We start from the raw sequence: 19951 nt of genomic DNA on the forward strand, positions 1-19951 counted from the left end.
TAGAGCCCCACTGGTCGGCAGCAATGTCGGCCTGCAGTATCGGGTTCCGCGGTCTGCCCGCTCTTGGTTGGCGACACGGGTATCACCTCGGCCGGGTGGCGATGACTACTGCCCGTCTCGGGGCGGGATAGCCTTCGCGGGTTCTCGTCGAGTCCTCTGGGTCGAGGAAGTCGGCGAGTGACTGAAAGGTCATCCACTCGGTCGCGCGCTGCTCCTCTGTGGTGGTTACTGCCTCATCTACCACTCGCACATTTTCGAACCCGCAGCGCTCGAGCCATTGGCAAAGGGCGGCGGAGGAAGGCAGAAAATAGACGTTGGGCATGGCGGCATAGCGGCTGCCGGGCAGCAGCACCGTGGTGGCGTTGCCGGTGACCACCAGGGTCTCCAGCACCAGTTCGCCGCCGGGCCGCAGCGCCTCCTTGAGTTGCAGCAGGTGCTCAAGCGGCGAGGGGCGATGGTAAAGCACACCCATGGAAAACACCGTGTCGAAGAAGGCGAGTCTCTCGGGCACGTCCTCGATGCCCACCGGCAGGAAGTGGGTGCGGTGGCCATCGGCGTTGCCGACGAAGTGGCGCACCGCCTGGAACTGCCAGAAGAAGCGCGGTGACGGGTCGATCACCAGCACGAAGGCAGCGCCAGCCCCCGCCATGCGCCAGGCGTGATAGCCATTGCCACCCCCCACGTCGAGAATCCGCCGCCCCTCGAGGCGGGCCAGATGTGGCGTCACGCGCTGCCATTTCCAGTCGGAGCGCCATTCGCTATCGATGTGAATGCCGGCCAGCCGGAAGGGGCCCTTGCGCCACGGCATGAGCGTCTTCAGCAGGTTCTCGCACTGGCGACGCTGGCTGTCGCTCATCGTCAGGTCGACCGCCACCTGGTCGGCGTCCAGGTACACCCGGCGCTCGGCGGGCAGCGACGGCAGCTTGGCCACCGCCTTCTCCCAGGCGGGCAGGTCGCCGTAGCGTCGGCGATCCAGGCCGCGGGCGATTTGCTCGGGCAGACGGGCTAGCCAGGTGTCCAGGCCCTGGTCGATGACGGCGTGGTAGAGATCTCGGTGGGGTGCGGTCATGGGACTCCGGGCAGGCGTCACTAGAAGGTGGACCAGCCGCTGGCCTCCATCAGGCGGTAGCGCCAGTAGCGCCATGCCGTGGCGTCGTTGTAGGCGCTGAAGGGGCGGCTGTGGATTTCGCCGTGGCGATTATGCCAGTAGCGGGCGAAGCTTTCCCCCGCCTGGCGAATCACCGGGTGGTCGGTGGCGGCCTCGAGCTGGATGTTGGCCTCGAAGTTGTGGTCGTCGAGGCTGCGCCGGCTGAGATTGGCCGAGCCGATCAGCAGGGTGGCGGGGCGCGCGCCGCCATGGCGCAGCAACCACTTGCCGTGGGCATGGGCCCGGGCGTCACCGCACCAGCGGATGGCCAGCCCCGCGCGGGCCAACTCCCGGGCCGTCTGGCGATTGGGGATGCCAGGGCTTTCACGTCCGAAGTGGCAGTCGTTGGGGTCGAGCAGCAGGTGTAGCGTCACGCCGCGCCGGTGGGCATCGAGCAGTGTTCGGATCACCCCTCGGTGGGCCAGGTAATAGGCGCACAGCTCGAGCGTCTCGCCGGGACGGGCGCCGTCGAGGATGGTTAGCAGGGCGTCGCGGATGGCGCCCTCGGTGAGCAACCGCAGCCGGGGCAGGGCAGCGATGGCAGCGTCGTGAGGCGGCGCCGGACAGCACGGCAGCGGGGTGGTGAGGCCGGAGTGGCGTGCCAGGGACAGCTCGCTGTTCAGCAGGTCCAGGGCGGCCGGGCCGGCCAGGCGCAGGGCGGCATTGCGGTAGTCGTGGCTGGACGAGTCGGCATTGGCCGAGCTCACCACCGCTCGCCAGCCGTCGCCATTGTCCACCACCAGGGTCTTGCGGTGGTTGGCGTTGAGGTTGAGTAGCGCCAGGTAGCTGCGCAGGGTGACACGTCCCGGGCCCAGGGGGTCGGGCAGCCAGCCGCCTCGGGTGGTGTTGCCCAGCGGGCGGAACAGGCCGCGCCATAGGGCCGTCCAGGCGGGGTTGGGGTCGTGCCCTAGCGACAGGTCGCAGGTGGTGACCCGCACCCCGGCCCGACGCAGCGCCTCGAGCTGGGGGGCAGGGCGCCCGCCATAGCAGTGGTTGATGGGGTCCACCAGCACCAGCACCTCAAGCTCCGGCACCTGAACCTTTCGGCGGATCAGGGCTCGGCACAGCGAGCGGCCGAGCGGGCCGTCGTCGAGCAGGAAGAGATCGATCACCACCAGGCGGCGAGCCTGGGCGATCATCCGTCGCCACTCGGCGAAGATCGCCCGGCGATGGCACCACCGGCCGCGGGCGTCGAGGAAGGTCTCGTCGAGCAGCAGCCCGACGCCTGCGGCCGGGCGCCAGGGGGCAGCCACGTGCAGTCCCGGGGGCAACGGCTTGCGGCCGTGCCACCAGACGGTGGTCAACCAGGCGCTGGCGGCCGCCATCAACAGGCCGATGAGCCATGCACTCATATACCCTCCCGGCCTCGCCGGTGCGGCTCACTCCTTGAAGGCGACAAGCGAGGCGAAATTCAGGTACTGGAACCAGGTCAGTGAGCGCGCGAAGCCTGCCCGGGCGAGGCGGCCGTGGTGAGCCGCCAGGGTATCGGGCTGCAGTACGTTCTCGAGGGCGGTGCGCTTCTGGCTGATCTCCATATCGCTGTAGCCATTGGCGCGCTTGAAGTCATGGTAGCGCTCCACTCGCCAGGCGTTGTCGGCCTCGTCGGCATCGACGATCTTCTCCGAGAGCACCAGTACGCCACCGGGTTCCAACGCCTCGTAGAGCTTTTCGATTACGGCTTGACGGTCACCGGGGGCGAGAAACTGTAGGGTGAAGTTGAGCAGGATCATCCCCGAGGGCCGAAAGTCGAAGGTGCGGATATCGCCCTCGACGACCGTGAGGTGGTGGTCCGGATACTCTGCGGCCAGCGTCTCGCGCGCCTGGCTTACCATTGCCGGCGACAGATCCACCCCGGTGTAGCGAAAATCGCCCGGCGAAAGCGTCCCGGCCAGCGCTAGTCCTCCGGCCCCCAGGGAGCATCCGAGGTCGTAGATATGGGCGCCGTGGCGCAGGTGGCGCCGGGCGATCAGGCCCAGCATGCCCAGTATCTGGCCGTAGCCCGGCACCGACCGGCGGATCATGTCGGGGAAGCAGGCCACGACTTGCTCGTCGAAGGAAAAGCTCGCCACCCGGTCGAGGGGTGTCGAAAAGATCGCGTCACGGTAAGATGCGTCATTCATGGGATTAGCCGGAAAAACGTGCGGAAAGGGGCGTATTCTACGCCTCGCCGGCCCCGGCTGCACGACAGGACGTCCAGGAGGCAGGCATGACACGACTTTCCATTGACCAGCAAGATGCGTGGCGCGCCCTATCGGCGCATGCCCAGCAGATGCGCGGCACGCATCTGCGCGAGCTGTTCACGGCTCGGCCAGGTCGGCATTCGGCCTTCACCCACCGGGCCGCTGGATTGACCCTGGATCTTTCCAAGCAGCGCTGGAGCGACGAGACCCTGGAGCTGTTGCTCGACCTGGCCCGCGAAGCCCAGCTGCCGGAGGCCATCCGCGCCCTGCTCGATGGTGAGCGAGTCAATCGCAGCGAGGATCGACCTGCCCTGCACACCGCCCTGCGACTGCCGCCGGAAGTTTCGTTGCGCGTGGAAGGAATCGATCTGGTGCCCTCGGTACATGCCAGCCTGGATCGCATGGCCTCGATGGTCGAGAGCTTTCATGCCGGTCAGTGGCGCGGTGCCACCGGCCGGGCGATTGGCCACGTGGTCAATCTCGGCGTCGGCGGGTCCGATCTCGGGCCGTTGATGGTGACCCATGCGCTATCGGACTATCGGCTCCAGGGCGTCCACAAGATCGAGGTTCACTTCGCCTCGACCATGGACGGCTCCCAACTCGCCGATTACCTGGCCAGGCTCAACCCCGAGACAACGCTCTTCGTGCTCTCGTCCAAGTCCTTCACCACCATCGACACCCTCTCCAATGCGCGCACCGCCCGTGACTGGCTGATGGCACGCCTGGGCATCGAGGAGGGCGTCGATGACGCCCTGGTGATGCGTCAGCATTTCATCGGCGTCTCGGCGAGCCCCGAGAAGATGGGCGAGTGGGGCATCGCCGATGCCCACCAGCTGGAGTTCTGGGAATGGGTGGGTGGCCGCTATTCGCTATGGGGCTGCATCGGCCTGCCCATCGCGCTGGTGGTAGGCATGGCGCGCTTCCGCGAACTGCTTGCCGGGGCCCATGCCATGGATCGTCACTTCCGTGAGGCACCGCTCGCTGACAATCTACCGGTCCTGCTGGCGTTGGCAGGCATCTGGAACGTCAACTTCCTGGATATCCGCGCCCACTCGATCCTGCCTTACGATGGTCGGCTCGAGTACTTCGCCGCCTACCTCGAACAGCTGGAGATGGAATCCAACGGCAAGTCGGTAACGCACGACGGTGACAAGGTGAGCTATTCCACTTGCCCGGTGCTCTGGGGCCAGCTCGGGCCCAATGCCCAGCACGCCTTCTACCAGCTACTTCACCAGGGCACCCAGGCCGTCGAGTGCGACTTCATCGCGCCCCTGGTGCGCTACGACGACGTCACCGACGAGGCGACACGCCACCACCTGATGGGCCAGCATCGTCTGTCGCTCGCCAACTGCTTCGCGCAGTCGCGGGTGCTGATGCTGGGCGACGACGCCATCGCCGACGACGGGCCGAGACCCGGCCACAAGCGCTACCGCGGCAACCAGCCCTCCAGCACGCTGTTGCTCGATCGCCTCACGCCAGCGACCCTGGGCGCCCTGATCGCGCTCTACGAGCACAAGGTGTTCGTCCAGGCGACCATCTGGGACATCAATCCCTTCGACCAGTGGGGGGTGGAGCTCGGCAAGCAGATCGCCGGCGAAACCCAGCACATCCTCGAGCACCATGAAGGGCTGGAGGCCATGGACGAGTCCACGCGCGCCCTGATCGAGGCGGTCTGGGCGGCCGAGCAGGCGTCGCGATGAGGCTGGCTGTTTGTACAGGGGTTGGGTTATGCTGAGTCCTTTGCTGACGGCGCAAACCGCCAGCGGCGTTCTCTACTTGCATGGGTTCAACAGCGGCAGCGCCTCGCCCAAGGCAGGGCTGGTACGCGCGGCCTGCGCCGCGCTGGGGATCGTCTGCGAGTCGCCGCAACTGCCGCATCGTCCTGCGGCGGCGCTCGCCCTGGCCGAGGCACGGCTTGCCGGCCTGGGCGCGGCGCCGCTGGTCGTCGGTAGCTCGATGGGCGGTTTTCTGGCCACGTGTCTGGCCGAGCGCCACAGCTTGCGAGCGGTATTGATCAACCCGGCGGTGGCGCCGGCGCAACTGGTAACCGACTGGGTGGGGACGGCGTTTGCCAACCCTTACACCGGCGAGTCCTTCAGCGTGACCGATACCCATATCGACGAGCTCGCGGCGCTGGCCCCCGAACGGGTTTCGCCATCGCGCTATCTGGTGCTGCTCGGCACCGCCGACGAGACGCTCGATCCCCGCGAGGCATTCCATTGCTACCGGGAGTCGCGCACTATCCTGCATCCCGGCGGAAACCATGGTTTCGACGCCCTGGGGGGGTATCTCCCGGCGATTTTCGCTCATGGTGGCCACTGCTTGGCACCTGAACGTATCACTCAACTGGACATCGACGACGCATGACACAATACAGTGCCAGCTCCATTGAAGTCCTCTCTGGCCTCGAGCCGGTGCGCAAGCGCCCCGGCATGTACACCGACACCAGTCGCCCCAATCACCTGGTCCAGGAGGTCGTCGACAACAGCGTCGACGAGGCGCTGGCGGGCCATGCGGGCGAGATCAGCGTGCGGCTGTTTGAGGACGGCGGCATCGAGGTGACCGATGACGGCCGTGGGATGCCCATCGACATGCATCCTGAACACGGCCTGTCGGGGGTGGAATTGATCATGACGCGGCTGCACGCCGGCGGGAAGTTTTCTCAATCGAGCTACCGCTTCTCCGGGGGACTGCACGGCGTCGGCGTCTCGGTGGTCAACGCCCTGTCGCGGCGGCTCGAAGTGGAAGTGCTGCGCGACGGCAACCGCCACGGCATGGCCTTTGAATATGGCGAGAAGGCCGCCGATCTTGATATCGTCGGCAGTGCACCCAAGCGCGCCACCGGCACGATACTGCGCTTCTGGCCCGAGACGAGTTATTTCGATAGCCCCAAGCTGTCACTGGGACACCTGAAGCACTTGCTGCGTGCCAAGGCGGTACTCTGCCCGGGGCTCAAGGTTATTCTGGTGGAGACCGATGGTGGCGAGAACGTCTGGCAATATGCCGATGGGCTGCGCGATTACCTGGCCCAGGCGACCGATGGCTATGAGGTGCTGCCGGACTCGCCCTTCATCGGCCACTTCGCCGATGACGAACACGGCGTGGATTGGGCGATCCAGTGGCTGCCCGAAGGGGGCGAGCCGCTGCTCGAAAGCTACGTCAACCTGATTCCCACGCCCCAGGGCGGCACCCATGTCAACGGCTTTCGATCCGGCATGCTCGATGCGCTGCGCGAGTTCTGCGAGTACCGAAGCCTGTTGCCGCGGGGCGTCAAGCTCACCGCCGAGGATCTTTGGGAAAAGGTTGCCTATGTGCTATCGGTGAAGATGCTCGACCCCCAGTTCGCCGGCCAGACCAAGGAGCGGCTCTCGTCGCGCACCGTGGCAGGGTTCGTCTCCGGGGTGGTCAAGGACGCCTTCTCGCTGTGGCTGAACCACCACGTGGACCAGGCCGAGGCGCTTGCCGAGCTGGTGATCAACGCCGCTCAGCGTCGCCAGAAAAGCGCCAAGAAGGTCGCCCGCAAGAAGATCACCAGCGGGCCGGCGCTGCCCGGCAAGCTGGCCGATTGCTCGGGCCAGGACCCGGCCGCCGGCGAGCTCTTCCTGGTCGAGGGCGACTCGGCCGGCGGCAGCGCCAAGCAGGCGCGCAATCGCGAGACCCAGGCGATCCTGCCGCTGCGCGGCAAGATCCTCAATACCTGGGAGGTGGAATCCCACGATATCTACGGTTCCCAGGAGGTTCATGACATCGCCGTGGCGGTGGGCATGGACCCAGGCAGCAACGATCTCACCAAGCTGCGCTACCACAAGATCTGCATCCTCGCTGACGCCGATTCCGACGGTCTGCATATCGCCACGCTGCTGTGCGCGCTCTTCGTGCGCCATTTTCCGTCCCTGGTCGATGCCGGGCATGTCTACGTGGCCATGCCACCGCTGTATCGCATCGACCTGGGCAAGGAAGTGCACTACGCCCTGGATGAGAGCGAGAAGGCGGCGATCCTGCGCAAGCTCGAGGGCAAGCGCGGCACCGTGAACGTTCAGCGCTTCAAGGGGCTGGGTGAAATGAGCCCGCTACAGCTTCGCGAAACCACCATGGCGGTAGAAACCCGCCGCCTGGTACAGCTCACCCGCGAGGTCGACGACGGCACCATGGAGATGATGGACATGCTGCTGGCCAAGAAGCGCTCTGCCGATCGCAAGAGCTGGCTTGAAGACTATGGCAACCTCGCCGACATCGACGTATGAAAGGGTTCACTGAATGACCATGGATATCCAGGTGGCGGAAGGCGATGTCGAACGCCTTTCGTTGCGCGAGTATTCCGAGAAGGCGTACCTCGACTACTCGATGTACGTGATTCTCGACCGGGCACTACCGCACATTGGCGACGGCATGAAGCCGGTACAGCGGCGCATTGTTTACGCCATGCGCGAGCTGGCGCTGTCCGCCAATGCCAAGTACAAGAAGTCGGCGCGTACCGTCGGCGACGTGCTGGGCAAGTTCCATCCGCACGGCGACAGCGCCTGCTACGAGGCCATGGTGCTGATGGCCCAGCCTTTCAGCTATCGCTACCCGCTGGTGGACGGCCAGGGCAACTGGGGCAGTCCCGACGACCCCAAGTCGTTTGCCGCCATGCGCTACACCGAGGCGCGGCTGTCGAAGTTTGCCGAGGTGCTACTCGCCGAGCTCGGCCAGGGCACGGTGGACTGGACCCCCAACTTCGACGGCACCATGAACGAGCCGGTGGTACTGCCGGCGCGGCTGCCCCATGTGCTGCTCAATGGCGGCACCGGCATTGCGGTGGGCATGGCCACGGACATCCCGCCGCATAACGTCAGTGAGGTGGTCGAGGCCACCTGTCATCTGCTGCGCCATCCCGAAGCGACAGTCGCCGAGTTGATCGAGTGTGTGCCGGCGCCGGACTTTCCCACCGAGGCGGAGATCATCACGTCGCGCAGCGACCTGCGCAAACTCTACGAGAGTGGCCGCGGCTCGGTGAAGCTGCGCGCCCGCTACGTGATGGAGGAGGGCAGCATCGTGGTCACCGCGCTGCCCTATCAGGTCAGCGGTTCCAAGGTGCTCGAACAGATCGCCACGCAGATGCAGGCCAAGAAATTGCCGATGGTGGCCGACCTGCGCGACGAGTCGACCCACGAGGAGCCGACCCGCCTTTTGATCGAGCCGCGCTCCAATCGGGTCGACATCGAGGCCTTGATGGCGCATCTGTTTGCCACCACCGACCTCGAGAAGAACATCCGCGTCAACATGAACGTCATCGGCCTCGATGGCCGCCCGCGGGTCATGCCGCTGCCGGACATGCTCGGCGAGTGGCTGAAATTCCGGCGCACCACGGTACGCCGGCGTCTCGAGCACCGCCTGGGCAAGGTCGAGGACCGCCTGCATATTCTCGAGGGGCTGCTGGCCGCCTACCTCAACCTCGACGAAGTCATCCGCATTATTCGCGAGGAGGACGAGCCCAAGGCGGCGTTGATCGAGGCGTTCGAGCTCAGTGATCGTCAGGCCGAGGCGATACTGGAATTGCGGCTGCGCCATCTGGCCAAGCTCGAGGAAATGAAGATCCGCGGCGAGCAGGACGCGCTGGAAGCTGAGCGGAAATCCCTCCAGGCGCTGCTGGGCAGCGAAGCCAAGCTCACCAACCTTATCGAAAAGGAGCTACGTGCGGCCGGCAAGGAGCACGGCGACGCCCGCCGCTCGCCGCTCGTCGAGCGTGAGGAGGCGCGTGCGCTCTCCGAGGTCGAACTGGTCGGTGCCGACCCGGTCACGGTGGTGATCTCCGAGAAGGGCTGGATTCGTAGCGCCAAGGGGCACGAGATCGATCCCGCCGGGCTCTCCTACAAGGCGGGGGACCGCTTCGCGCTGGTGGCCCGGGGCAAGACCAACCAGCCGCTGGTGCTGCTCGACGATACCGGCCGTGCCTATACGCTGACCGCGCACAACCTGCCCAGCGCTCGCGGCCAAGGGGAACCCGTGACCAGCCGCGTCAACGTAGTGGCCGGGGCGCATATGGCCGGTGTGATGCTGGCACCGCCCACCAGTCGTTTCCTGCTCGCCTCCGATGGCGGCTATGGCTTCGCTACCCGGCTCGAGGAGCTGGTGGGCAAGAACAAGTCGGGCAAGGCGGCGCTGAGCGTGCCCAAGGGCTGCAATGTATTGCCGCCGCGTGCTATCCCCGACACCGATGGGGCCTGTGTGGCGGCGATTTCCAATGAAGGACGCCTGCTGATATTCGCTATCGAGCAATTGCCCGAGATGACCAAGGGCAAGGGCATCAAGATAATCGACATCCCCGGCGCCCGCGCGGCCCGCCGCGAGGAATTTGTCCGCGACCTGGTGATCTTGCCGGCAGGCGCGTCCCTGGTGGTCCACGCCGGCAAGCGCAAGTTGACCCTCAAGGACAGCGACCTGGACTATTATCGCGGAGAACGCGGGCGGCGTGGCAGCAAGCTGCCGCGCGGACTGCAGAAAGTCGACAGGCTCGAGGTGCTGACATGACCCGACGATTGCTGATTCGCGCCACCGGTACGGCGCGCCCCGGCCAACTCGCTGAATTGGGCAGGGCGCTGGCCAGGAGTGGCGCCAGGCTGCTCGACATCAACCAGAGCGTGACCTTTGGTGTGATGTCTCTTGAGGCATTGGTCGGGCTCGATCAGGACATCGATCTGGAGCGGGCCTTAGCCGCGACCGGTGACAGCCTGGGGCTGGAGTTTCAGGCGATTCAAGTCAGTGCCGAGGACTATCAGCGCTGGAGCGTGCAGGCGAGCCAGCCGCGCTTGATCCTGACGCTGCTGGCGCCGCACCTGCCGGCGGGCATTCTTGCCGAGGTGGGGGCGCTGACGGGTGAGTACGGGCTGACCGTGGAGCTGATCCATCGCCTCTCCGGGCGAGAGCCGCTCGACGGTGGCGTGCCTTGCGATCACCGGATCCAGGGCTCCTGCGTCGAATGCTGGCTGCGTGGCGAGGAGGTCGACCTCGATGCCCTGCGCGAGAAGGCGCTTGCCCTGGGCGCCATGCACGGTGTGGATATCGCCATTCAGGAAGATTCCATCTGGCGGCGTCATCGTCGCCTGGTCTGCTTCGACATGGACTCCACCCTGATTCAGGCCGAGGTGATCGACGAGCTGGCGCGCTGTCACGGCGTGGGCGACGAGGTCGCCGCGATCACCGAGCGGGCCATGCGTGGCGAGCTGGATTTCCAGCAGAGCTTTCGCGAGCGCATGCGCATGCTCAAGGGTCTCGATGAAGCGGTGCTGGCCGAGATCGCCGAGCGGTTGCCGCTGATGGATGGCGTCGAGCGGCTGATGAAGCATCTCAAGCGTCTGGGATACCGCACGGCGATTCTCTCGGGGGGCTTCACCTATTTCGCCCGCCACTTGCAGGAGCGGCTCGGTTTCGATGAGATACACGCCAACGAGTTGGTGATCGTGAATGGCAAGGTCACCGGTGAGGTTCATGAGCCAATCATCGACGCCGACCGCAAGGTTGAGCTGCTGCGCGAGATCGCCGCGCGCGAGGGGCTCGCCATGGAGCAGACCATTGCCGTGGGCGACGGCGCCAACGACCTCAAGATGCTGGCTGCGGCCGGGCTGGGCATCGCCTTTCGTGCCAAGCCCCTGGTGCGCCGCCAGGCCCGCCAATCGATCTCCACCTTGGGACTCGACGCGGTGCTCTATCTTATCGGTTATCGCCAGGTCGACCTGGAGGAGCCCGAGGCGTGAGCGCGACCTTCGACACCTGGCGCGAGCGCTTCGAGCGGCTGCGTGCCAACAAGTTCTTCGAGCTGACGGTGATCACCATCATTGTGATCTCGGCGCTGCTGATCGGCGCCAAGACCTATGAGGAGACTAACCGTTTCCAGCAGTGGCTGCTGGTCATGGATGTCGCGATCACGGTCTTCTTCCTGATCGAGATCCTGATACGCATGGGGGCGGAAAAGCGCCTGCGCGACTTCTTCCGGCGCGGGTGGAACGTCTTCGACTTCCTGATCGTGACTGCCAGTCTGGTTCCCCTGGACGACTCAGAGATGGTATTGCTGGCGCGCCTGCTGCGCATCTTTCGGGTGTTGCGCCTGGTCTCGATGATTCCTGAGTTGCGAATGCTGATCACGGCGCTGTTCAAGTCGATTCCCCGTATGGGGTATGTGGCGCTGCTGATGTTTATCATTTTCTACATCTACGGTGCCATCGGCAGCTTCCTGTTCGCCAGCGTGGACGAGAAGCTTTGGGGCAACATCTCGCTGGCCATGCTGACGCTATTCCAGGTGGCCACCTTCGAGAGTTGGGCCACGGCCGTGCTCTACCCGACCATGGAGCACTACCCCTACGCCTGGATCTACTTCCTTACCTTCATCTTTCTCACCGCTTTCGTCTTTCTCAACATGATGATCGGTATCGTGCTCGATGTGATGCAGAAGGAGAACCTGTTGATGGAGCTCGAGAGTGGGGAGGGCGAGGCCGCCGAGATGCAGGGGCTACGCCAGGATGTCCGTGAGTTGCAGAGCCAGCTCACCCGCATGGAAGCGATGCTGGAAGGCCACGACAGGCAGCGGAACCTTTCGGCTCAGGGTGAACCAGACAAGACGAATCGCTGATCGTTCTATCATCACAGGCGGCAATATGGCCCTCGAGGAGATCCGCTATGACCCCTTTATCCATTCCGGCTTCCTTGCCCTTCCTGCCGCCTTACCTGCTCGAGCGCATCGCCAATTCGGCGAGCCCACGGCTACGTGAGTGCGCCAGCCAGACTTTAGTGGTCGACCGGCATTTCCGCGCTCGCATGGGCGCTGTGGCCCTGCCGCCGGGCAGTTTTGTACGTGGGGAGCCGGCCCGCTACATCTATACCGCCGATCAACAGCAGACATTGCCCGGGCGTCTGGTGCGTCGCGAACGCGAGGGCGACAGCGGCGATCCTTCTATCGACGAGGCTTATCACGGCCTGGGGGCGACGTATCAATTGTTCTGGGAGGCCTTCGGCCGCCATTCCATCGATGACCGAGGCATGGCCATGCTGGCCACGGTGCACTACGGCAAGGACTACGAGAACGCCTTCTGGGATGGCAGCCAGATGGTCTTCGGCGAAGGAGATGGAGAGCTGTTCAGCCGGTTCACCAGCGCTCTGGATATCATCGCCCACGAGCTGAGCCACGGCGTGATTCAGCATGAGGCCGCGTTGGTCTATGCCGATCAGGCAGGAGCGCTCAACGAATCGCTCGCCGATGTCTTCGGAAGCCTGGCTAAGCAGCATCAGCAGGGCCAGGGTGTCGAGCAGGCCGATTGGCTCATTGGCGCGGAGCTGTTCACCGACCAGGTCGCGGGCCGGGCCCTGCGCTCGATGGCGGAGCCCGGTACCGCCTATGACGACCCCTTATTGGGCCGCGATCCACAGCCGGGTCATATGCGCGACTTCGTCTTGACCCAGGCCGACAATGGCGGGGTGCATATCAACTCAGGTATTCCCAACCGGGCCTTTCATCTCGCGGCGATGACCCTCGGTGGTTTTGCCTGGGAAACCGTGGGGCCGGTCTGGTACGACACTCTGATCAACCGGCGACTGACGAAGGATAGCGACTTTTCGGCCTTCGCTGAACTGACTCTGGCCAGCGGTGCTGAGCGTTTCGGGACGACAAGCCGGGAAGTCGAGGCGGTGCGCGAGGCCTGGCGCGCCGTGGGCGTGCTGCCATGAGCGCATCCGACACGCTGCCGATCCTGACGGCATCCAGCGTATTGCGACTCCACCGCGAGGGCGGCGTGGCGCATTTCCCGGGGCTGGCGCGTCCACGCTGCATCGAGTGTCGCCAGTGCAGCGCCGCCCAACGGGATGAACTGCAACAGTTGCTCGAGGCCGTAACCCGCGCCTGTGCGTCCGAGATGCCGCCTTTGGGCGCCGATCGACGTCTACTGTCGTTGAGCGTCGAGGAGGACGACGGCAAGGTGATATGGACGCAGAAGGTCGACGAAGACGCGGCCCCCAAGGAACTGCTTCGCTGGTGGCGCCAGGCCGCCGCCGATAACGGTGAATGAGCGACAATTCTTGTGGTCTGGCTTGACAAGTAGGCCAAAGGCTGATTTTGTAGTAGCCATGACTTTCGCATTTTGCCACCTCAGCTTGGACCTACGACTACTAACCGGCTACTAAACGTGTCGGGCGATGCCTCGCGCATCGCGTCTTTCAGGTCAGTTGAGGTATCGAAATGTCTTCCACCCCCACCTTCTCTCGCACTCGCTGCTGTTCTCGCCCGACCTCCTCCGGCCCCGCGAACGGTTTTGCCGTGCCCCCGGCGCCCCGGTATGCTCATTGCATCCGGGGCGTTGTCGTTTCTGAATGCCGCCCGTCTTGTGAATACCGCATCGCCAGCCCACGGAGAATGCCATCATGATGCTCGACAACCCCGCTTCAAAATATCGCCCCTTCGTTGCCGTCGATCTGCCCGATCGCCAATGGCCTGCTCGACGGATCGAGGCGCCACCGCAGTGGTGCAGCGTCGACCTGCGCGATGGTAACCAGGCATTGATCGACCCGATGGATCTGGAGCGCAAGCAACGTCTCTTCGACCTGCTGGTCAAGGTTGGCTTCAAGCAGATCGAGGTGGGCTTTCCCTCGGCGTCGCAGACCGACTTCGATTTCGTGCGCGCCTTGATCGAGGACAACAAGATCCCCGAAGACGTCAGTATCCAGGTGCTGACCCAGGCACGCCCACAACTGATCGACCGCACCTTCGAGGCGCTGGAGGGTGCACAAAACGCTATCGTCCACGTCTACAATGCCACCGACCCGATGTTCCGACGCGTGGTGTTCGGGGTCGACAAGGCCGAATGCGTGCAGATCGCCGTGGAGGCCACCACCCGGATTCGCCAGCGCATGGAAGAGGCGCCAGCGACCTGCTGGACCTTCCAGTACTCGCCCGAGCTCTTCACCACGACCGAAATGGATTTCGCAGTGGAGATCGTCGAGGCGGTGATGGATGCCTTCGAACCGACCCCCGAGCAGCGGATGATCGTCAACCTGCCGGCCACCGTGGAAGTCGCCCCGCCCAACAACTACGCCGACCAGATCGAATGGTTCTGCCGCAACGTAAAGAACCGCGACAGTCTGATCGTCAGTCTGCATCCCCATAACGATCGTGGCACCGGCGTCGCCGCGGCGGAGCTCGGCATCATGGCCGGCGGCGATCGGGTCGAGGGCACGCTGTTCGGTAACGGTGAGCGTACCGGCAACGTCGATATCGTCACCCTGGCCATGAACCTCTATACCCAAGGCGTCCATCCCCAGCTCGACTTCTCCAACATCACGCCGGTGATGCGCGAGGTGGAGTACTGCAATCAGCTGCCGGTGCACCCGCGTCATCCCTATGTCGGCGATCTGGTCTTCACTGCCTTTTCGGGCTCCCACCAGGACGCAATCAAGAAGGGCATGGCCGATCGTCGCGCCAACCCCGAAGCCTTCTGGGAAGTGCCTTACCTGGCCATTGACCCCATGGATGTCGGCCGCAGCTACGAGGCGGTGATCCGGGTCAACAGTCAGTCGGGCAAGGGGGGAATCTCCTATCTGCTGGAGCAGGAGCATGGCATCGAGCTGCCGCGTCGGCTGTCGATCGAGTTCAGCCATGTCGTGCAGGAAGTTGCCGATCGCACCGGCAAGGAGATCACCTCGACGATGATCTATCAGGCCTTCGCCGATGAATATCTGGAGCAGCGCTCGCCCTTCGCGCTGCTCGGGCATCGTCTATCATCCGCGCCTGACAGCCCTCGCGTGAGCGTGGAGGCCACCATCGAGGAACGCGGCGAGCGCCGGGTCATCCAGGGCGAGGGCAATGGTCCGCTGGCGGCCTTCATCAGGGCACTGGCTGGCGCCGGGCATGACGTGGAGATCATCGACTATCACGAGCATTCACGCGGCCAGGGGGCCGATGCCGAGGCCATTGCCTACGTGGAGGTGCGCATCGACGACAGAGCGGTGTTCGGTGTGGGCACCGATGAAAGTATCACGACTGCCTCGATGAAAGGCGTGATGAGTGCGATCAACCGCTATCTGTCGACCCAGGCACCCGCGGCCAACGTCACCGCGGATACGCTGGTCTGAAGCCAGTCGAGGCTGGCGACGCCGCGTCTTTGCTAGAGCGGCGTCTTGCTCGCCTCGCCGGGAATTTCGCGCACCAGCCTCGGCATAAGAAATCCCGGCAGCACCCGACGCAGGCCCGCGACCAGCTCGCGGGCCTGGTCATCGTCGACATCGAAACGCGCCGCTCCGTCCACCGGGTCGAGCACGTGCAGGTAATAGGGCAGAATGCCCGCTGCGAAAAGTCGCTCGGAAAGGGCTGCCAGGGTCTCGATGTCGTCATTGATATCGCGCAGCAGCACGCTCTGGTTGAGCAGGGTGACACCGGCATCGCGCAGTTTTCGGCAGGCGGTGACGACTGCCGCGTCGATCTCATTCGCATGGTTGATATGCAGCACCACCACCTTCTGGAGCCGCGTGGCGGCGAGCCAGCCGAGCAGAGCCTCGTCGATGCGGTCCGGGATCACGACGGGCAGCCTTGTATGCACGCGTAGCCGTGTCAAATGGGGGATGGTATCGAGCCGCTCGACCAGCCAGGCGAGCTGTCGGTCGCTCGACGCCAGAGGATCGCCGCCGGAGAGGATCGCCTCGTGGATGCTGTCGTCGGCGCGCAGGTAGTCGAGCGTTTTCTCCCACTGGGCGCGAGACGGTGCATTCTGCTCGTAGGGGAAGTGGCGTCGAAAGCAATAGCGACAGTTCACCGCGCAGGCGGGACTGGCAATCAACAGCACCCGACCGGCGTATTTCTGGATCAGCCCCGGGGCCGGGGTGTGGTCGGCCTCCTCGAGCGGGTCGGTGCTGAAGCCGGGTATTGGCTCGGCTTCTGCGTTCACCGGCAGCACCTGAAGCAGCAGCGGGTCGCGGCTGTCGCCAGGTCGGATACGGGCCAGATAGGCCTCGGGAACGCGGACCTCGAACAGGGCGTGGCCGCGCTCGGCGCCGGGTAGCCAGGCATCGTCCAGGCCCAGCCGGCGGCAGAGTTCATGCGGATCGCGAATCGCTCGGGCCAGCTGGGTCTGCCAGGGCGCCTGCACGGCCAGCGGTTGAGCCTCCCGGTCGGGACGCTGCAAAAGGGCAGGGCTTCGGGTTATCATGCGCCACACCAGTCAATGCGGGCGAGGGATCGACCTCGCAGAATGTCGTTTGCTTGCACGCCACCGCTTATCGTCGGGGGCGTGCTCGAATATGAGTGAGAAATCATGGCGAACTATTCTACCAACGAATTCAAGGGCGGTCTGAAGGTGATGCTGGATGGCGATCCCTGCACGATCGTCGAGAACGAGCTCGTCAAGCCCGGAAAGGGCCAGGCCTTCAGCCGCGTGAAGCTGCGTAACCTGATGACCGGCCGCGTCGGCGAGCGCACCTTCAAGTCGGGCGACTCCCTGGAAGGCGCCGACGTGCTCGAGCTTGAGATGGAGTACCTCTACAACGATGGCGACATGTGGTATTTCATGAAGACGGATGGCTCGTTCGAACAGTACGCGGTAGAAAAGCGCGCCCTGGGCGACACCGAGAAGTGGCTCAAGGAACAGGTGCCCTACACCGTGACACTGTGGAACGATAACGCCATTGCCGTCTCTCCTCCCAACTTTATCGAGCTGGAAGTCACCGAGACCGATCCCGGCGTGAAAGGCGATACCGCCCAGGGTGGCTCCAAGCCGGCGACGCTCTCCTCGGGGGCGGTGGTTCGCGTGCCGCTGTTCATCAACGAGGGCGAGGTGTTGAAGGTCGACACACGTTCCGGCGATTACGTCAGTCGCGCGTAACGCAAGGCCCTCTCCTAGCGATGCTGAATCCGTCTCTGACGGGCCACGCCAAGGGCGTGGCCTTCGTGATTCTGGAGAAAAGAACCATGGCCAGTGACTGGAGGCCTTCGGCCTCCATTGTGACCCTACGCGAGCGCGCGCGCCTGCTGGCCGAGGTCCGTGCCTTCTTCGCCGAGCGCGAGGTGCTGGAAGTGGAGACCCCGGTGCTGGGCCATGGCGGCAGCACCGATGTGCACCTCGCCTCGCTGTGCGTCGAGGCGACGACGTCCGCTGGTGGCGAGCGGCTCTGGCTTCAGACCTCGCCGGAATTTCACATGAAGCGTCTGTTGGCCGCCGGCAGCGGGCCGATCTTCCAGCTGGCGCGCAGCTTTCGCGACGCCGAGGTGGGAAGCCGCCACAACCTCGAATTCACCATGCTCGAGTGGTATCGGCCGGGGCTCGCGATGGAGGAGCTGATCGAGGAAACCGTCGAGCTGATCCGCAGGGTGCTTCCGCGCGACCCCGGGCCGGTGTGTCGGCGGCGCTACCGCGAGCTGTTTCGTGACGCGCTGGGCATCGACCCCTTCACCGAACCCTTGCCGGCGCTACGTCGGCTGGCCGGTGAGACGGGCGGGCTGACGATGGCCGATAGTGATCGCGATGGCTGCCTGGATCTGCTGATGGGGCTGGTCATCGAGCCTCATCTTGGACGTGAGGGCATCGAGGTGGTGCTCGACTATCCGGCGAGCCAGGCGGCATTGGCACGGTGTCACCGCGACTCTGAAGACGGCGAGTGGGTCGCGTCGCGCTTCGAGGTCTATCTGGCCGGACTTGAGCTCGCTAACGGCTATGACGAGCTCACCGAGGCCGCGGAACAGCGCGCGCGTTTCGAGCAAGACAGCGTAGTGCGACGTCGGCAGGGGCTGCCCGAGGTCGACATGGATGCACGACTGCTGGCGGCACTCGAACATGGCATGCCGCCCGGTAGCGGGGTGGCCCTGGGAATCGACAGGTTGATCCAGCTGGCGCTCGGAAAGCCACGGGTCGCGGATGTCATGGCCTTCGCTACCCCTCGCTGTTGAGGGGGAAGCTGCCCAGCGATGCACACACCCTCACCTTGGTCTTGGGCGCCAGGCGATCATCGAAGTCGACCTGGCCGGCGAAGGCCATCACCACGGTGGAGCCAAGCTTGAAGCGCCCCATCTCCTCGCCTTTTTCCAGCCTTACCGGCGTGTCGAAGCGGACACGCTGAACGTCGCCGGAAAGCGGTGTGACCTGGCCGGACCAGACCGTTTCGATGGCGGCAACGATCATCGCACCGACCAGCACCACTACCATTGGGCCGTACTCGGTATCGAAATGGCACACCAGCCGCTCGTTGCGCGCGAACAGGTTGGGGACATGGTCGGTGGTAGCCGAGTTGACCGAGAACAGCCGTCCGGGAACATAGACCATCTCGGTGAGCGTCCCGCCGAGCGGCATGTGTACACGGTGATAATCGCTTGGCGAGAGGTAGACGTTGGCATAGCTGCCGCCACGGTAGTGTCTCGCTGTTTCCGCGTCCCCGCCGAGCAGGTCGGCCATGGAGAAGCGCTGGCCCTTCGCCTGCAGCAGGTGGTCGGCTTCGATGGCACCGAACTGTGACAGGGTGCCGTCCGCGGGGGAAAGCAGTCCCTCTCCGAGGGGGCGGGCATCCGGCTTGAGTTCGCGGGTGAAGAAGTCGTTGAAGGTGGCGTAAGCCGTGTAATCCGGCTCGGCGGCCTCTCTCATGTCGACCTTGAACTGCTTGATGAAGGCCTTGATCAGAGCATTCTTGAGCCAGGTCAGACGACACTCGGCGAGTCGTCCCGTCAGCCTGGAAAGCAGATGGTGGGGAAGCGGATACTGGATCAGGGAAAAGAGCTTGGAAAATGACAAGGGTGTGATTGCCTTCTATTTCTCGATGGGAGTGTCGTCGCGGTTGCCCCATTCCTTCCAGGAGCCCGCATAACCGCGAATCTTTTCGAACCCCAGCGCCTTGCCCACCAGCCAGGTGAAACCGCTGCGGTGATGGCTCTGACAATAGGTCGCCACTTCCATGTCCGGCGTCAGGCCCAGGGCCTCAAGCTCGGTGATCAGCTCGGCGTAATCGCGAAGGCGTAGGGCGCGTTGTGGGTCCATGGCATGGGTCCATTCCATATTCACGGCGCCGGGAATGTGACCGAGGTGCTTGTTGCTGCCCTTCTCGCCCAGGTATTCAGCTTTGGAGCGGGCGTCCCAGAGGGCGAAATCTCGATCACCCAGTCGCTCCTGGATCTCGTGTCGGTCGATCGCCACTTCCGGGTGCATGATGGCGGCCTCGTAATCGCTGGCCGAGGGGGTGTGTGACTTGGTGGTAAGGGGGAGCGCATCTGCACGCCAGGCATGGATCCCGCCGTTGAGATAGGAGTAGCGGGTATGGCCGAGCAGCTCCAGCGTCCATAACAGCCTCCCGGCCCAGCCACCGCCTTCATCGTCGTAGGCGACTACGTGGGTGTCGCGCGTCAGCCCCAATGAGGAAAACAGCCCGGAGAGCGCTTCGGGCGAAGGGACATCATTGGGCACCTCGCCCTCGCCGCGAAGCAGCCGGCGATGGTCGAGAAACACGGCGCCGGGAACATGACCGTGGTCATAGCTTTCGGCCTTGGCCGGCACGTCGATGATCAGTAGCGATGGCTCGTCAATATATGCCGCGAGCTGGTCGGGTTCGGCGATCAACGGCAGCAGATTGTCTTCGGAACTCATGGCAGTCTCCTGGCTCGGTTCTATGTGGCCTTTATTCAACGTAGCCT

Annotated in this window: 17 protein-coding genes; 11 read left to right on the plus strand and 6 right to left on the minus strand. The window is 64.5% G+C overall.

Translation table 11 applies throughout. The features are described from left to right. Positions 1-82 precede the first annotated feature (82 nt). The 3 genes from cmoB to cmoA are packed head-to-tail and all read right to left on the minus strand — an operon-like array spanning position 83 to position 3267. Positions 83-1069 carry a tRNA 5-methoxyuridine(34)/uridine 5-oxyacetic acid(34) synthase CmoB gene (cmoB, locus tag KG088_RS11745; protein WP_213825718.1) on the minus strand — a complete coding sequence of 329 codons (987 nt, stop codon included), beginning with the start codon at positions 1067-1069 and terminating at the stop codon, positions 83-85. Between the two features lie 20 nt (positions 1070-1089). Next, positions 1090-2499, minus strand: a complete 1410-nt coding sequence (locus KG088_RS11750; RefSeq protein ID WP_213825719.1) for a phospholipase D-like domain-containing protein — start codon at positions 2497-2499, stop codon at positions 1090-1092. 27 nt (positions 2500-2526) lie between these two features. Further along, positions 2527-3267, minus strand: coding sequence for a carboxy-S-adenosyl-L-methionine synthase CmoA (gene cmoA, locus KG088_RS11755; RefSeq protein WP_213825720.1), 741 nt, complete (start codon positions 3265-3267; stop codon positions 2527-2529). 86 nt (positions 3268-3353) lie between these two features. Between cmoA and pgi the strand changes: the two genes are divergently transcribed. The 9 genes from pgi (at position 3354) to leuA (ending at position 15420) form a co-directional block, all read left to right on the plus strand. Further along, entirely contained in the window at positions 3354-5027 is a 1674-nt protein-coding gene (pgi, locus tag KG088_RS11760) for a glucose-6-phosphate isomerase (RefSeq protein ID WP_213825721.1), read from the plus strand. Between the two features lie 28 nt (positions 5028-5055). Beyond that, the gene (locus KG088_RS11765) at positions 5056-5694 is read left to right on the plus strand and encodes a YqiA/YcfP family alpha/beta fold hydrolase (protein WP_213825722.1); all 639 of its coding nucleotides are present in this window, start codon (positions 5056-5058) and stop codon (positions 5692-5694) included. Further along, complete coding sequence (gene parE, locus KG088_RS11770) at positions 5691-7571, plus strand: DNA topoisomerase IV subunit B (RefSeq protein ID WP_213825723.1); 1881 nt, start codon at positions 5691-5693, stop codon at positions 7569-7571. The genes KG088_RS11765 and parE overlap by 4 nt, the downstream gene beginning before the upstream one ends. A 13-nt stretch (positions 7572-7584) precedes the next feature. Beyond that, positions 7585-9837, plus strand: a complete 2253-nt coding sequence (gene parC / locus KG088_RS11775; RefSeq protein ID WP_213825724.1) for a DNA topoisomerase IV subunit A — start codon at positions 7585-7587, stop codon at positions 9835-9837. Continuing rightward, on the plus strand, positions 9834-11060 hold the full coding sequence (gene serB / locus KG088_RS11780) for a phosphoserine phosphatase SerB (RefSeq protein WP_213825725.1): 1227 nt from the start codon (positions 9834-9836) through the stop codon (positions 11058-11060). The genes parC and serB overlap by 4 nt, the downstream gene beginning before the upstream one ends. Beyond that, positions 11057-11932: an ion transporter gene (locus tag KG088_RS11785; protein ID WP_213825726.1), complete on the plus strand. Its 876-nt coding sequence runs from the start codon at positions 11057-11059 to the stop codon at positions 11930-11932. The genes serB and KG088_RS11785 overlap by 4 nt, the downstream gene beginning before the upstream one ends. A 47-nt stretch (positions 11933-11979) precedes the next feature. Continuing rightward, positions 11980-13023 carry a M4 family metallopeptidase gene (locus KG088_RS11790; protein ID WP_213825727.1) on the plus strand — a complete coding sequence of 348 codons (1044 nt, stop codon included), beginning with the start codon at positions 11980-11982 and terminating at the stop codon, positions 13021-13023. Next, entirely contained in the window at positions 13020-13361 is a 342-nt protein-coding gene (locus KG088_RS11795; RefSeq protein WP_213825728.1) for a protealysin inhibitor emfourin, read from the plus strand. The genes KG088_RS11790 and KG088_RS11795 overlap by 4 nt, the downstream gene beginning before the upstream one ends. A 352-nt stretch (positions 13362-13713) precedes the next feature. Continuing rightward, positions 13714-15420, plus strand: coding sequence for a 2-isopropylmalate synthase (gene leuA / locus KG088_RS11800; protein ID WP_213825729.1), 1707 nt, complete (start codon positions 13714-13716; stop codon positions 15418-15420). 32 nt (positions 15421-15452) lie between these two features. Here leuA and epmB read toward each other — a convergent pair whose 3' ends face one another. Continuing rightward, positions 15453-16490, minus strand: coding sequence for an EF-P beta-lysylation protein EpmB (gene epmB / locus KG088_RS11805; protein WP_213825730.1), 1038 nt, complete (start codon positions 16488-16490; stop codon positions 15453-15455). Between the two features lie 105 nt (positions 16491-16595). Here epmB and efp point away from each other — a divergent pair, with 105 nt between their 5' ends. Both efp and epmA read left to right on the plus strand, forming a co-directional pair. Further along, a complete protein-coding gene (efp, locus tag KG088_RS11810) occupies positions 16596-17162 on the plus strand; it encodes an elongation factor P (protein WP_213825731.1) in 567 nt (188 codons plus the stop codon). An 86-nt stretch (positions 17163-17248) separates the two neighbouring features. After that, entirely contained in the window at positions 17249-18223 is a 975-nt protein-coding gene (gene epmA, locus KG088_RS11815) for an EF-P lysine aminoacylase EpmA (RefSeq protein ID WP_213825842.1), read from the plus strand. Here the strand turns inward: epmA and asd are convergent. Together asd and KG088_RS11825 are read right to left on the minus strand one after the other, a co-directional pair. After that, the gene (gene asd / locus KG088_RS11820; protein WP_213825732.1) at positions 18207-19058 is read right to left on the minus strand and encodes an archaetidylserine decarboxylase; all 852 of its coding nucleotides are present in this window, start codon (positions 19056-19058) and stop codon (positions 18207-18209) included. The two genes, epmA and asd, sit on opposite strands and share 17 nt — an antisense overlap. Before the next feature lie 15 nt (positions 19059-19073). After that, positions 19074-19904: a sulfurtransferase gene (locus KG088_RS11825; protein WP_213825733.1), complete on the minus strand. Its 831-nt coding sequence runs from the start codon at positions 19902-19904 to the stop codon at positions 19074-19076. Between the last annotated feature and the right edge of the window lie 47 nt (positions 19905-19951).

Origin of the sequence: Halomonas jincaotanensis (genome assembly GCF_018448785.1) — a bacterium.
Lineage (GTDB): Bacteria > Pseudomonadota > Gammaproteobacteria > Pseudomonadales > Halomonadaceae > Halomonas > Halomonas jincaotanensis.

Excerpts from the sequence above, each read along its gene's own strand:
- KG088_RS11795 (WP_213825728.1), top strand. The coding sequence starts at position 13,020 with ATGAGCGCATCCGACACGCTGCCGATCCTGACGGCATCCAGCGTATTG.
- KG088_RS11825 (WP_213825733.1), bottom strand. The coding sequence starts at position 19,904 with ATGAGTTCCGAAGACAATCTGCTGCCGTTGATCGCCGAACCCGACCAG.
- leuA (WP_213825729.1), top strand. The coding sequence starts at position 13,714 with ATGATGCTCGACAACCCCGCTTCAAAATATCGCCCCTTCGTTGCCGTC.
- serB (WP_213825725.1), top strand. The coding sequence starts at position 9,834 with ATGACCCGACGATTGCTGATTCGCGCCACCGGTACGGCGCGCCCCGGC.
- KG088_RS11790 (WP_213825727.1), top strand. The coding sequence starts at position 11,980 with ATGACCCCTTTATCCATTCCGGCTTCCTTGCCCTTCCTGCCGCCTTAC.
- epmA (WP_213825842.1), top strand. The coding sequence starts at position 17,249 with ATGGCCAGTGACTGGAGGCCTTCGGCCTCCATTGTGACCCTACGCGAG.
- cmoA (WP_213825720.1), bottom strand. The coding sequence starts at position 3,267 with ATGAATGACGCATCTTACCGTGACGCGATCTTTTCGACACCCCTCGAC.
- KG088_RS11750 (WP_213825719.1), bottom strand. The coding sequence starts at position 2,499 with ATGAGTGCATGGCTCATCGGCCTGTTGATGGCGGCCGCCAGCGCCTGG.
- parC (WP_213825724.1), top strand. The coding sequence starts at position 7,585 with ATGACCATGGATATCCAGGTGGCGGAAGGCGATGTCGAACGCCTTTCG.
- pgi (WP_213825721.1), top strand. The coding sequence starts at position 3,354 with ATGACACGACTTTCCATTGACCAGCAAGATGCGTGGCGCGCCCTATCG.
- parE (WP_213825723.1), top strand. The coding sequence starts at position 5,691 with ATGACACAATACAGTGCCAGCTCCATTGAAGTCCTCTCTGGCCTCGAG.
- epmB (WP_213825730.1), bottom strand. The coding sequence starts at position 16,490 with ATGATAACCCGAAGCCCTGCCCTTTTGCAGCGTCCCGACCGGGAGGCT.
- cmoB (WP_213825718.1), bottom strand. The coding sequence starts at position 1,069 with ATGACCGCACCCCACCGAGATCTCTACCACGCCGTCATCGACCAGGGC.
- KG088_RS11765 (WP_213825722.1), top strand. The coding sequence starts at position 5,056 with ATGCTGAGTCCTTTGCTGACGGCGCAAACCGCCAGCGGCGTTCTCTAC.
- efp (WP_213825731.1), top strand. The coding sequence starts at position 16,596 with ATGGCGAACTATTCTACCAACGAATTCAAGGGCGGTCTGAAGGTGATG.